A 13166-nucleotide genomic window follows, 5' to 3' on the forward strand; every position below is an offset into this window, starting at 1 on the left:
CGGTTTGCCGTGCCTGTCGACAGAGGGGGACAGCCCGATCGTGGCGCGTCTGCAATCGCTTATCTCCCCATTGCTAAGCCTAGCAAAACCGCGATTTCGCAGAGCTGTTGGGCGGTGCCGAGGCAATCGCCGGTCTGGCCGCCGAGCCGCCGAATGAGGGCGCGGCGAAAGGCGATCAAGGTCAGGGCGGCGAGAAGAATTGCGGCGACGCTCGGCAAGAGGCCGGCGAGGGGGAGCGCAATGGCGATGGCGATCAGGCTGCCGAGGATCAGCGCGACGCGCCCGCGCCGCGCGGAAGGCTGGCCGGCGCGGGCGGCAAGGCCGGTGTTTGTGGCGGGGGGGGTGAGCGCCCAGACGGCGGCCATGGCGCCGCGGCTGGCGGTGGCGGCGGCAAGCATCGCGCCAGCGGCAAGGATTGGCCGCGCCGCACCCAGTTCGGCCAGCAGCGCGGCGCGCAGGCCGAGCGACAGGATCAGTGCGATCGCCCCATAGTTGCCGACCCGGCTGTCATGCATGATGTCGAGGGTCCGCGTGCGGTCATGATGGCCGAACAGCCCGTCGGCGACGTCGCCGAGCCCGTCTTCATGCAGAGCACCGGTCATCGCCACCAGCGCGGCGACAGCCAGGATTGCGGTTACCAGTGGCGACAGGCCGAGCGGTGGCAGCGCGACAAGCAGGAGTGCCGCCGGTGCGGCGGCGATAAGCCCGACCAGCGGAAAGGTGTGGGCGTCGCCGCTGAGCTGATAGCAGGGGGAACTGCTGGCTTCGTTTTCGCCCGCAGCGGGCGCTTCGGCAGAGTCGGCAAGGTCTTCGAACGCAGCTGCGGGGATCGGCAGCCGTGTCAGAAACGCCGCCGCCCGCAAGGTGGCGCGATAAACTCCCGTGATCGGCTGCAAGGGCGTTCTCCGTGACGTTGCTTTCCTGCCGCCGCGATCGGCGCTACAGCATCGAGCCGCAGATCGGAATCGATGCCAGAGACCGACCATGCCACAACCGCCCTGCCATCAGGCTCGCTTACGCGTACGACACCGGGGGCGACGACGTGGTGATTGCCGGCCGGCACAGGCTGAATAGCAAGGAGCACGCGATGTCCACCACCGGCCTTCCATTCGACGACATTCGCGACCTCGTCCGCAGCATGCCGGGGCCGGACACCGCCGCCCGCCACGCCGCGCGTCATCGCGAGGAAGAGCTGACCAAGCCGTCCGGCTCGCTCGGGCGGCTGGAAGAAATTTCCGAATGGCTGGCCGCCTGGCAGGGCGGCGTGCCCCATGTCGACCGGCCGCTGGTCGCGGTTTTTGCCGGCAACCACGGAGTCACCGCCAAGGGCATCTCGGCCTTTCCCGCGGATGTGACGGTGCAGATGGTGGCGAATTTTGCCGCCGGCGGCGCGGCGATCAATCAGATTTGCGCGGCCTACGACATGTCGCTGAAGGTCTACGACCTCGCTCTGGAAATTCCCACCGACGATTTTACCGAGGGCCCGGCGATGGATGAGCGCACCTGCGCCGCGACGATGGCGTTTGGCATGGAAGTTCTGATGGATAAGCCGGATCTTCTTTGCATCGGCGAAATGGGCATCGGCAACACCACCATCGCCGCGGCGATCTACGCCGCGTTGTTCGGCGGTTCGGGGCAGGATTGGGCCGGCGCCGGCACGGGCCTTGATTCGGGTGGCCAGTCGCGCAAGGCCGAGGTGATCGATCAGGCGATCGCCTTCCACAACGGGCATCTTTCCGATCCGCTGGAGGTGCTGCGGCGCCTCGGCGGGCGCGAAATCGCCGGCATGGCGGGGGCGATTCTCGGCGCGCGGCATCAAAAGGTGCCGGTGGTCGTCGACGGCTTCGTCGCCACCTCGGCGGCGGCGGTGCTCTATAAGATGGACCCGCATGCACTGGATCACTGCCTGTTCGGCCATGTCTCGGCCGAGCAGGGCCACATCAAGGCGCTGGAGGCAATGGGAAAGGTGCCGCTTTTGGCGCTTGGCATGCGGCTCGGCGAAGGCACCGGCGCGGCGCTCGCCGCCGGCATCGTCAAGGCGGCGGCCCGCTGTCACCGCGACATGGCAACCTTTGCCGAGGCGGCGGTCTCGAACCGCGACTGAAGGCGTCTGTTCGACGCCGATGACGCGATCCCGACGCGGCAAGCCGATGCGCCACCGTGGCCGTATCGCAAATTTCGTAACGGAACTTTTGTAATCGCCGGCCGGTTTCTTCAGCCCAAGCCTTGAGACGAGGCCGACGGCCGCCTCTGGCGGCGGACGCGGCACCGGCTTGATCTGAAAAACCCATGGAGATTGCCTTGAAGCCGATTGTTTCTGCCGCCCTTGCTTTCACCCTGATCGCCGCTGTCGCCGGTTCCGCCGTGGCACAGGATGCGCAAAGCAAGGGTCAGGCCGTCGACCAGAGCGCTGCGGCGGCGAGCGGCGTGCTCGCGCCGATCTCTAAAGACGACGCGCCGGTGCCACAGCTCAACCTCATGGTCGAGCAGGTCGACGACATGACGATTGTCGGGCCGAATGGTGAAAAGGTCGGTGAGGTCGAGCATGTGCTCGGCGACGCGAATGGCAATGCCAAGGCGATCACCGTCGAGGTTGGCGGCTTTCTCGGCATTGGCGAGAAGACGGTCATCCTGATGCTTTCCGACGTCGCCTTGGACATGGGCCGGGTGAAGACCGCGCTGACCAAGGACGAGATCGAGAAGCTTCCGGCCTTCAGCAACTGACCGTGGTGCGCGGCCACTGAAGCGGCGCGCGGACCGATCCGGTCGATTCCGACGATTTTAAATCATCGCTGCGGCGCGGCTTTCCTGCCGCGCCGTTTTGCGTTTCAGTCATACTCGCGCCTGCGCCGCTACAAGCATCGGCCCGAGAATCGGGATCGATTTTCGGCACAGCGCGATGCGTCGATCCAAAGGGTGAGAGCGACCGTTCTGCGTCCGATCGGACGTTGAGCGTTCTAGATGTCGATATACAATTTAAAATAGAATATTAATTTCTTTTAAACGACAGGTTTACAGCGTTTCCGCTCGAAGTTATCGTCCTCGGCATTCGGCAACTAGAAGTTAAATCCGAGCCAATTCGCTTGACGGACGCTCAATGACGTTGGGTTGGCGTCCTTTTGTCGCGAAGGCGTCGTTGGCTTTGGGCGCCCGCGAGAGGTTTCGCTGGCAGGGAGGATCCTAATGTCTATGTTCCTGAATCGTCGCGCCATGCTACACGCGATGACGGCACTTGCGGGTGCGGCGGCGCTCTCGCCGCCGCTGCTCGGCAGCCGACCGGCACGGGCCGCAGAATTGCCACCCAAGCCAGACCTGCCGAAGGATTTCGGCAAGGGCAAGTCCGTGGCGATCCTCGGGGCGGGCGTCGCCGGTCTGACCGCGGCCTATACGCTGGCCGGTTTCGGCTTCAAGGTTCAGGTGTTCGAAGCAGATAGTCGCTACGGCGGGCGCAGTCTGACCGCCCGGCCGAGCAATGAAGACTATAAGGCCTGGTGGTTCTCGAAATACGATCCCGACAAGCTGTTTCCGGCGATGTATGTCGATCGCTATCAGGAGCGGCCTGACAGTCCGGCGCCGGATCTGCAAGTCTGCGAATTCATGGATGACGCCTGGGATCCGAAGATCAGCGATCATGGCCCGGTCGAACTATTTCTGAACGCCGGGCCGGGGCGGATCCCGTCCAACCACGTCAATCTGATCAATCTGTGCAAGGAGATCGGTGTCGCCCTGGAGCCATATATCTTCCAGTCGATGTCGAACCTCCTGCAAAGCGCCGAGTACAATCAGGGCAAGCCGGTCTCTTTCGCCCAGATCACCTACAGCCTCTATGGCGAGATGGCGGCCGACATGTATGCCAAGGTCGCGCATGAGGCCCGCAAGCTGAAGGGCGAGCCGGCGCACGCCACGGGGATGGTCAAGGTGGCCCATGAAACGCATAAGGCGAAGGCGCGCGCGTTTGGGGTAAACGACACCCGGCTGCAAAATCTCTATCGCCAGTTCGGCGACTTGAACGAGCACGGCAAGTTCCAGGACACGACCAGAATCGGTTTCAGCGATGTGCCAGGCGGCTGGCGCGACAAGGGAAAGGTCCGGGACGTGGTTGCCATGGACAAGATCCTGGATTCGCGATTCATCGGCAATGCCGACGAAAATCCGGAATTGTCACCAGGCTCCTTTCTGTTCAATAGCTTCAACATCGATTGGCAGCCGACCTTGATGCAGCCGATCGGCGGCATGGACCGGGTCTGGCAGCGTCTGCTGGTGCAGGACGTGCCGGCCTCGGCGCTTTGGTCGACCGAGGCTCCCCCCAAGGCGCCGAAAGTCGGGGACCTTGTGCGGCTGAAGGCCGAGGCGGCGAAGGTTGTCCCCAGTGCCGATAAGGTCGAGGTGAGCTGGAAGGCGGATGGCAACAAGATGGAGTCGGCAACCTTCGACTTCTGCATCTCGACCATGGCACCGTCCCTGCTGAAGGCCATTCTTCCAAAGGAAAACAGCCTGCCGAAGGCGTTCAACGCCGGGCTCGAGGCCTTTTCAAAGACTGGAAAGTGGCATGGCGACCCGACGCCGGATCTCTGGACCCCGGCGATCAAGGTCGGCTGGCAGGGCAAGACGCGGTTCTGGGAAACCGACGATCAGATCTATGGCGGCATTTCCTGGACAACCGACATCATCGGCCAGATCTGGTATCCAAGCGAAGACTTCAACGCTCACACCGGCATCTTGACCGGCGCCTACAACCGGGGAACAGACGCAGCGACATATGCCAAGCAGAACAACGCCGCCCGGCTCGAAACTGCGCGCAAGGGACTCGGGCTTCTGCATCCAGGCAAGCAAGATGCGGTCGAGTACGGCATGTCGATCGCCTGGCAGTATATGCCGCATCAGGTCGGTGGATGGGCGTCGGACACGGCCTCCACGAACGAAAAGATCTATGAGCAGATCACCACCTTCGAAAAAGACAGCCGATTCTTTTGCGCCGGCGACACCTGGAGCTATTGGCCGGGCTGGCAGGAAGGGTCGATCACCTCGGCCTATTGCGCGATCTACGGTATCGCGCGGACGATGCAGCCGGCGAAATATTCAGACTGCTCATGCTTCGGATGACCGTGAACGCGCCGGGATGGCGGGGCGCCTTCAGCCAAACAGACTGCGCTCTTCCTCGACGGCGGCGCGGATGAAGTCGGCGACCGCCGAGACCCGGCGCACGTCGCGCGCGCTCTCGTGATAGACCAGCCAATAGCTGCGCTCCATCTTGTGGGCCGGCAGGATGGCTTTAAGATCGCTTCGGCCCTTGGCGAGAAAGCGATGGAGAATGCCGATGCCGGCGCCGGCCGCGACCGCCTCGGTCTGGCCGATGGCGCTGGAGACTTCGAAGCGCGACGGCCAGGCGTGCAGGAGGTCGGCGTGATAGGCGAGCTGCGGGGAATAGAGCAGATCGTCCACCGCCCCGACCAGCCGGTGACGCCCGAGATCATCGAGCGTTGCCGGCGTGCCGGCCGCGTCGAGATAGGCGGGGCTTGCATAAAAGCCAAGCCGGTAGTCGGTTAGTTTCGACGCGACGAGGCGGCCCGTCGCGGGGCGCTCGATGGTGATCGCGATGTCGGCCTCGTGACGCGACAGCGAGAAGGCGCGGGGCACGGGCACCAGCTGCACCGTGAGATCGCCATGTCCTTCCGCAAATCGCCATAGCCGTGGCGCGAGAAAGGCCGTGCCAAAGCCGTCCGGCGCCCCGACCCGGACCGTTCCCGAGAGCTGCACGTCGCGCCCGCCGACCTCCGCGCGTCCGGCGGTCATCGCCGCTTCCATCGCTTCGGCATGATCGCGAAACACCCGGCCCGCCTCGGTGAGTTCGCAGCCGCCCGGGCTGCGCTCGAAGAGTTTCGCGCCGATATCCTCCTCCAGCGCCGACAGCCGGCGGCCGACCGTGGCGTGATTGAGATCGAGCCGCCGCGCCGCCGCCAGGATCTGGCCGGCGCGCGTGACCGATAGAAAGATGCGGATGTCGTCCCAATTCATCGCAAGAGCCCGTCGAGGAAGCCGTTAAGACTATAAATTTCGCACAATGGATGGGCTTCGCAAGACCTTTATGACCGCATCATTGTGCGCGAAACTGAATGCAGCACACAATAGGGAGGTCCATCCATGTACGACATCGGTCATTTCATCGGCGGCAAGCACGTCGCCGGCACAAGCGGCCGCAACGCCGAGATCTTCAATCCGGCGACGGGCGAGGTGCAGGGGCAGGTCGCGCTTGCCAGCGCCGACGAGCTGCGCGCCGCGGTGGAGAACGCCAAGGCGGCGCAGCCGGCCTGGGCGGCGACCAATCCGCAGCGCCGCGCCCGGGTGATGATGAAGTTCGTCGATCTGCTCAACCGCGACATGGACAAGTTGGCCGAGGCGCTGTCGAAGGAACACGGCAAGACCTTCCCGGACGCCAAGGGCGACGTGCAGCGCGGTCTGGAAGTCGCGGAGTTCTGCATCGGCGCGCCGCAGATGATGAAGGGCGAATTCTCCGAGGGCGCCGGCCCCGGCATCGACATCTATTCGATCCGCCAGCCGCTCGGCGTCGTCGCCGGCATCACGCCGTTCAACTTCCCGGCGATGATCCCGATGTGGAAGTTCTGCCCGGCGATTGCCGCGGGCAACGCCTTCATCCTGAAGCCCTCGGAGCGTGATCCGTCGGTGCCGATGATGCTGGCCGAACTGATGATGGAGGCCGGGCTTCCGGCCGGCATTTTGAACGTCGTCAATGGCGACAAGGGCGCGGTCGACGCGATCCTCGACGATCCGGACATCGCGGCCATCGGCTTCGTCGGCTCGACGGCGATCGCGAAATACATTTACGGGCGGGGCTGCGCCAACGGCAAGCGCGTCCAGTGCTTCGGCGGCGCCAAGAACCACATGATCGTCATGCCCGATGCCGACATGGACAAGGCGGTCGACGCGCTGATCGGCGCCGGTTACGGCGCGGCCGGCGAGCGCTGCATGGCGGTGTCGGTTGCGGTTCCGGTGGGCGAGGAGACCGCCGACCGGCTGATCGAGAAGCTGGTCCCCAAGGTCGAAGCGCTGAAGATCGGACCCTATACGGCCGGCAACGACGTCGACTTCGGGCCGCTGGTGACTCGCGAGGCGCAAAAGCGCGTCCTCGGCCTCGTCGATCGGGGTGTCGAGGAGGGCGCCAAGCTCGTCGTCGACGGCCGGACCTTCAAGATGCAGGGCTATGAGGACGGATTCTTCGTCGGCGCCTGCCTGTTCGACAACGTCACGAAGGACATGGACATCTATAAGACCGAGATCTTCGGTCCGGTCCTGTCGGTCGCCCGCGCCAAGGATTACGAAGCGGCGCTCGATCTGCCGATGAATCACGAATATGGCAACGGCGTCGCGATCTTCACCCGCGACGGCGACGCCGCCCGCGATTTCGCCAGCCGCATCAATATCGGCATGGTCGGCATCAACGTGCCGATCCCGGTGCCGCTCAGCTACTACACCTTCGGCGGTTGGAAGGCGTCGGGCTTCGGCGACCTCAACCAGCACGGCGCCGACGGCTTCCGCTTCTACACCCGGACCAAGACGGTCACGAGCCGCTGGCCGTCGGGCATCAAGGATGGCGCGGAGTTTTCGATCCCGACGATGAAGTAGGCTGATCACCCCTGTGCGCACTGAAGCCACGATGAGGCAAGACAAAAACTGGGGCGGCCTTTGAGCCGCCCCTTTTTTGATCGGTTCACCGGTGCTCGTGCTCGATGCTGCCGCCCGGCGGGCAGCCTCACGCCCTGGCTTGACGGGCCGGTCGTCAGAACAGCGCAGCGCCCTTGGCCAGCGCGATCCACACGCCGATCAGGAACGGCACGCCGATGCCGACCCAGGCGAGAACGCCGAGCAGGCCGAACTCGCCACGGGCCGCGGCCTTGGCGCTGGCGGCCGGGGTATTGTCATGCTGCAGCGCCCGTTCCCTTGCCAGCTCCTCGCCGCTCATGTGGTGGTGCTCGGCGACCGGCCGCACCAGCGCGTTGCAGATGAGACCGATGAGCAAAAGCCCGGCCATGATGTAGAGCGTGCGGTCGTAGACCAGTGCCTTCTCGATGCCGCTGTCGAGCTGGTACTGCCGGATATTGGCGATCAGCACCGGGCCGAGAACGCCGGCCACCGACCAGGCGGTGAGCAACCGGCCGTGAATCGCGCCGACCATCTGGGTGCCGAAGATATCGGCGAGATAGGCCGGCGCGGTGGAGAAGCCGCCGCCATACATCGAGAGAATGACGCAGATCGACAGGACGAACATCGCCGGGATTAAAAGGTGACCCCAGGTCGGCAACAGGACGTAGAGCACGATGCCGAGGACGAAGAAGCAGAAATAGGTGTTCTTGCGGCCGATCTTGTCCGACAGCGAGGCCCAGAAGATGCGCCCGAGGCTGTTGAACAAGCTGATCAGGCCGACGAGACCGGCCGCCGCCGCTACGATGGCGGCTTTCTGTGCGTCTGCCGAAAGACCGGCACCGTTGTTGCTGAGAAGGTTCGTGCCGAAGACATCCTGCAGCATCGGACTGGCCATCGAAATCACGCCGATACCGGCGGTGACGTTGAGACAGAGAACGAGCCAGATCAGCCAGAACTGCGGCGTCTTCGTCGCCTGATTCAGATGCACGTGGCGATGGGTGATCATCGCCCGGCCGGCGTCCTTCGGTGGCACCCAACCTTCCGGCAGCCATCCGGTCGGAGGAACGCGGAAGCCGAGAGCGCCGATCGACATGACGATCAGATAGATGACGCCGAGCACCATCAGCGCCGCCGCGGCATTGGGCTGCCCTTCGGTGCCGAAATAGCCCATCAGCCAGACCGCCAAAGGCGCGCCGATCATCGCGCCACCGCCATAGCCCATGATGGCGAAGCCGGTGGCCAGGCCGCGGCGATCAGGAAACCATTTGATCAGGGTCGAGACCGGCGTGATGTAGCCGAGGCCTTGGCCGACGCCGCCGAGCAGGCCGCAGCCGAGATAGAACAGCCAAAGCTGATGCATCGACACGCCGATGCCGCCGATGATCAGGCCGCCGCCCCAGCAGAGCGCGGCGATGAGGCCGGCCTTGCGCGGGCCGGCATGTTCCAGCCAGCCGCCCCAGATGGCGGCGGCGATGCCGAGCACGGCGATAAACGTCTCGAAGACGTGGGTTTCGGCCGGGATGCTCCAATTGCAACTTGTCGTTGTCAGCTCGGCGAAGAAGCTGAGATTCTGGCAAGCTGCTGCGTCGGCGCCGGCGACCATATGGCTCATCGGCAGCCAGAACACCGAAAACCCGTAGGCCATGCCGATGCACAGGTGAATACACAAGGCCGCCGGCGGGACCATCCAGCGATTAAAGCTGGGTTTCGCCACCGTATGCCCGCGCGACAGCCACCCTCCCGATGCCGTCGATCCTGCTGCAACTGTTGCCATTTTTATCCCTCCCACTGGGTGCGCGCCCAAATCCTGCACGGCCTTATAGGGATTCAATAACATGACAATATAGTCACGGCGAATGCGAAACGATCGCCGGCGACAACTTTAAGCGAATCCGCGCGGCACAATCAGCGCTTTTGCGCGGCGCCGTGGATTTGCCGCACGATCCTCGATCGGGTGAACGCTTCGGGCCGTACGACGAAAGCCGTTAGCCCGCCTCGGCCTTATCGCGCGAGGATTTTGTTGGGCGAAACCTGGGAGCCGTAGATACCGGCGCGCGCGGCCATCGGCCGGCTTTCGGCCGGAACTGCGGCCCGTGTCGGATCGATCGGCCGTTCCGCCTTTGCACCGAGAGCAACCTTTTGCGCTACGCCCCACCAGTCGAGATAGCGAGCCAGCGTAAATTGCAGGGTGATGCCGGCGGCGATGATCAAGGTGTCGAAGAGGAAATGCGGCTGGGCATCGAACTTAAAGACCTGCGCAAACAGCGAAAGCACCGTTCCCGTGGCAAAGACGGGGAGCGAGTGGCGACCGAGCATCGCGAAGGGATTTTCGCGGCGGATCGACGCCAGCGGCGAAGCCGCGGCTGCGTTGGCGAAGATGTAGACGACGGCCAGCACATGCAGCAGGCGTGGCAGGCTGACATAGGTCTTGTCGAAGCCGGTCAGAAGAGTCGGAAACGGCAAGGCGCCCCACCAGGACCACAGCTGGAAGCGGACGGTCAGGAAGGCGATCATCGCATAGACGCCGGCCAGCGCCATCAGCCAAGGCTTGAAGGCGACCGAATAGCCGCGCTCGATCCGGCGGAAGCCGCAGAACAAGCCGAAGGCGAAGATCAGCTGCCAGGAGAAGGGGTTGAAGAACCAGCCGCCCGGCAGCGGGTAGTTCGGCATGTCGATCGAGAAGATGCCGGCGAGCAGCCAGACCGCGATCGAGCCGCCGAGCATCAGCCTGAGATCAATCCGGGCCAGGAACAGCAGGGCCGGCAGCATGAACAGCATCGCCGCATACATCGGCAGGATGTTCACGTAGCCGAGCTGATGGCCGAGGGTGGCAAAGCCGACCATCGTCTCGATCGGCGCGCTGTTGAAGGATGCGAGCCCGATGCGGGTGAGCAGCTCGCCCTGGCCGAGCACCAGCGCCCCCCAGCAGGAGATGCCGATCGCAAACAGCGTCAGCATCGCTTGGACGAGGAACAGCACGCCGGCGCGGCGCCAGGCCTTCAGGGTCGCGACGAGCCGGTGGCCGCCAAGAAACAGCCGGCCATAGGCATAGGCCGAGGCAAAGCCGGCGAGAAACACGAACAGCTCGGCGGCATCGGAAAAGCCGAAATTGCGCGAGGTGAAGTTCTCGTAAAGATTGCCCGGGATGTGATTGATGAAAATCATCACCAAGGCGATGCCGCGCCAAAAATCGACGCGGTGGTCACGGCCCTGGGTGGGGCGGGGCAAGGCAGCGATGTTCATGGGGTGCGTCGCCAGTTCAAGCGGGGTCAGGCAATCCCTCAGACTGTTCCATCATGGCTTTCTGAGGGCGGGGTTGCGAAACGAGCTCAGAAAGCTTTTCACGCCACCGCGAGCTCGCAAGGATCACCGGTTCGGGGTGTTCCTCAAACGGAGTCGTGAACAGGCTGGTCCAACGCAGCATGTCACCAAGGGCCGGATTGCCGGTGAGGCTGATCATCAGCGGCGCGGTAACGAGTGGCACAGCGATCGGCAGCGTCCAAAGCATCAAGTCCGGCGCGTATGTGTAGGTGGAAAACAGCACCACCGCGCCGCTCAACACCATCCACCACGATGCCTTGAAGGCCGTTGATAACGGCATATAGTCGTCGTCGCGATCGGTCGACGGCCAGCCGGCATCGGCACCGATCAGGATCTCGTAGACCGCCTTTGACTGGAACATCATCATGATCGGCGCCAGAATACTGGTCAGGATCAGTTCCACAAACGCGCCGAACAGCACCACAAAACCGCCGCCAAAGTCTTTGCGCCGCTCGGTAAAAGCCGAACCGAGGGAGATCAGCGTCTTTGGCAGCAGAAGCAGGACGAAGATGCCGAACAGCAGAAGCAGCGCCTTGTTGGTCTCCGGTTGCGGGAAAACCGGGAACAGGGAATTGGCCGGGAAATAATTCGGCTCCGGCGCCAGCACCGGATCAAGCAGGCTGACGATCAGGAACATCAGCCAGATCGGCGAGGCGAGATAAGCCATGATGCCGGCGACAAGCGAGATCCGGCTCCACATCTTCAGACCGGGCGCGGCGAGAATGCGGGCGTGTTGCAGATTGCCCTGACACCAACGGCGATCGCGCTTGGCATATTCAATGATGTTGGTTGGTGCCTCTTCGTAGGAACCCTCAAGGTCGGGGTCGACCCGGACCTTGTAGCCGGCGCGCGCGAGCAGCGCTGCCTCGACATAGTCATGGCTGAGAATGTGACCGCCGAAGGGCGGCTTGCCCGGCAAGGTCGGCAGGCCGCAGCTCGCCGCGAAGGCGCGCACGCGGATGATGGCATTGTGGCCCCAGAACGGACCCTCATGACCCTGAAGACCGGCGATGCCGCGCGAGAAAATCGGCGAGAACAGGGCGGCCGAAAACTGCAGCGCGCGGCCAAAGGGGGTGCGCCGACCGATGATCAGAGGCTGGCTCTGCAGCAGCGCCAGATCCTCTTCCTCGTCCATACGTCCGACCATTTCAATGATCGTTTCGGCGCGCATCAGGCTGTCGGCGTCGAGGATCAGCATGTAGTCGTAAGCACCACCGCTATTGGTGACGAAATCAGCGATGTTGCCGGCCTTGCGGCCGATATTCTTCTCGCGATTGCGATAATAGATGCGGCCGGCGGCGGACAATTCGCCGAGCAGGAGCTCATAGGTGCGCCGCTCTTCCGTCACGTTCTCCGCCTTGGTGGAGTCGCTGAGAATGTAGACGTCGAAGCGGTGGAAATCGCGCGTTTGACGCAGCTCTTCATACATCGCGGCGACGCGCGCGAAGACAGCGGTCGCGTCCTCGTTATAGATCGGCATCAGGATCGCGGTGCGGCTCGTCGCCGGTACCGGGCGTTTTTCCGGGGAAGGCTGGCGATCGGAGCTTAAAATCCCCACGAGGGCGGTGATGAACCCCCAGGACAGCCAGAGGCAGCAGACCAACAGCAGTCCGATCTGCACGAAATGCAAATAGGTTATGCCGTTTGCCGTCACGACGACAAAGAAGAGCCATGCGGCGATGAGGGCAAGCACCACCGCCGCCAAAATGAATGCAAGTCTTCGCGCGGCCATCGACATGTCTATATCCCAGCCGAAAACGGTCGCCCGGGAAGACGACGGTTTCACAGTGATCTTTTCATCGGAAATAGGACCTCGTTTCGAGAGGTCGAGGACGCTGTTGCATCGGGGGCGTTCGGCGCCGTCTGGTGCGCGCCGAAGCCAAGCTTGATGGACGGCGAGAAAACTCAGCCGCGGTGCCATGATAAGCGCAGAGAGGCCAGTCCAAAGCCGCGGCGTCGGACATCGCGGGTCAGGCTTTGGATTGGCATCGCCAGCTTAACACTCGGCGCCGGCACGGGCGCGGAACGCAGCAGCGAAATCGCTTCTGCGTCGCCGGCCATCGCCGCTTCGAGCACACATTCGGCGTCGTCCACCGACCGGTTGCAGGATGCAAGCCGGGCTTTCAAAGCGTCGACAAGGGCGTCGTCGGAAAGATCGGCCCGGCCGATCATCGCGCCGCAGTTGG

10 protein-coding genes are annotated in these 13166 nt (G+C 63.6%); 4 read left to right on the forward strand and 6 right to left on the reverse strand.

The window, feature by feature from the left end; genetic code table 11:
• Positions 1 to 59: 59 nt before the first annotated feature.
• Positions 60 to 896: an adenosylcobinamide-GDP ribazoletransferase gene (locus J1C48_RS04165; RefSeq protein ID WP_207256454.1), complete on the reverse strand. Its 837-nt coding sequence runs from the start codon at positions 894 to 896 to the stop codon at positions 60 to 62.
• A 191-nt stretch (positions 897 to 1087) separates the two neighbouring features.
• On the opposite strand from J1C48_RS04165, the gene cobT reads away from it, so the two are divergent.
• From cobT to J1C48_RS04180, 3 genes are all read left to right on the forward strand, one after another.
• Positions 1088 to 2104 (forward strand): nicotinate-nucleotide--dimethylbenzimidazole phosphoribosyltransferase, encoded by a 1017-nt coding sequence (gene cobT, locus J1C48_RS04170; protein WP_207256455.1) that lies wholly within the window; start codon positions 1088 to 1090, stop codon positions 2102 to 2104.
• A 185-nt stretch (positions 2105 to 2289) separates the two neighbouring features.
• Positions 2290 to 2724 (forward strand): PRC-barrel domain-containing protein, encoded by a 435-nt coding sequence (locus tag J1C48_RS04175; protein ID WP_207256456.1) that lies wholly within the window; start codon positions 2290 to 2292, stop codon positions 2722 to 2724.
• 459 nt (positions 2725 to 3183) lie between these two features.
• Entirely contained in the window at positions 3184 to 5103 is a 1920-nt protein-coding gene (locus J1C48_RS04180; protein ID WP_207256457.1) for a flavin monoamine oxidase family protein, read from the forward strand.
• A gap of 30 nt (positions 5104 to 5133) precedes the next feature.
• On the opposite strand, the gene J1C48_RS04185 is transcribed toward J1C48_RS04180, so the two are convergent.
• Positions 5134 to 6015, reverse strand: coding sequence for a LysR family transcriptional regulator (locus J1C48_RS04185; RefSeq protein WP_207256458.1), 882 nt, complete (start codon positions 6013 to 6015; stop codon positions 5134 to 5136).
• 126 nt (positions 6016 to 6141) lie between these two features.
• Between J1C48_RS04185 and J1C48_RS04190 the strand changes: the two genes are divergently transcribed.
• Entirely contained in the window at positions 6142 to 7641 is a 1500-nt protein-coding gene (locus J1C48_RS04190) for a CoA-acylating methylmalonate-semialdehyde dehydrogenase (RefSeq protein WP_207256459.1), read from the forward strand.
• A 154-nt stretch (positions 7642 to 7795) separates the two neighbouring features.
• On the opposite strand, the gene J1C48_RS04195 is transcribed toward J1C48_RS04190, so the two are convergent.
• From J1C48_RS04195 to J1C48_RS04210, 4 genes are all read right to left on the reverse strand, one after another.
• Entirely contained in the window at positions 7796 to 9433 is a 1638-nt protein-coding gene (locus tag J1C48_RS04195) for an L-lactate MFS transporter (protein WP_207256460.1), read from the reverse strand.
• A 227-nt stretch (positions 9434 to 9660) separates the two neighbouring features.
• Complete coding sequence (locus J1C48_RS04200) at positions 9661 to 10902, reverse strand: OpgC family protein (protein WP_207256461.1); 1242 nt, start codon at positions 10900 to 10902, stop codon at positions 9661 to 9663.
• Between the two features lie 16 nt (positions 10903 to 10918).
• Entirely contained in the window at positions 10919 to 12718 is a 1800-nt protein-coding gene (gene mdoH / locus J1C48_RS04205; protein ID WP_231081565.1) for a glucans biosynthesis glucosyltransferase MdoH, read from the reverse strand.
• 167 nt (positions 12719 to 12885) lie between these two features.
• Positions 12886 to 13152 (reverse strand): hypothetical protein, encoded by a 267-nt coding sequence (locus J1C48_RS04210; protein WP_207256462.1) that lies wholly within the window; start codon positions 13150 to 13152, stop codon positions 12886 to 12888.
• Between the last annotated feature and the right edge of the window lie 14 nt (positions 13153 to 13166).

Source organism: Jiella flava (assembly GCF_017349315.1).
Classification (GTDB): Bacteria; Pseudomonadota; Alphaproteobacteria; order Rhizobiales; family Rhizobiaceae; genus Jiella; species Jiella flava.

Coding starts and splice junctions, on each gene's coding strand:
- J1C48_RS04185 (WP_207256458.1), bottom strand. CDS start 6,015: ATGAATTGGGACGACATCCGCATCTTTCTATCGGTCACGCGCGCCGGC.
- J1C48_RS04210 (WP_207256462.1), bottom strand. CDS start 13,152: ATGATCGGCCGGGCCGATCTTTCCGACGACGCCCTTGTCGACGCTTTG.
- J1C48_RS04175 (WP_207256456.1), top strand. CDS start 2,290: ATGGAGATTGCCTTGAAGCCGATTGTTTCTGCCGCCCTTGCTTTCACC.
- J1C48_RS04200 (WP_207256461.1), bottom strand. CDS start 10,902: ATGAACATCGCTGCCTTGCCCCGCCCCACCCAGGGCCGTGACCACCGC.
- cobT (WP_207256455.1), top strand. CDS start 1,088: ATGTCCACCACCGGCCTTCCATTCGACGACATTCGCGACCTCGTCCGC.
- mdoH (WP_231081565.1), bottom strand. CDS start 12,718: ATGTCGATGGCCGCGCGAAGACTTGCATTCATTTTGGCGGCGGTGGTG.
- J1C48_RS04180 (WP_207256457.1), top strand. CDS start 3,184: ATGTCTATGTTCCTGAATCGTCGCGCCATGCTACACGCGATGACGGCA.
- J1C48_RS04190 (WP_207256459.1), top strand. CDS start 6,142: ATGTACGACATCGGTCATTTCATCGGCGGCAAGCACGTCGCCGGCACA.
- J1C48_RS04195 (WP_207256460.1), bottom strand. CDS start 9,433: ATGGCAACAGTTGCAGCAGGATCGACGGCATCGGGAGGGTGGCTGTCG.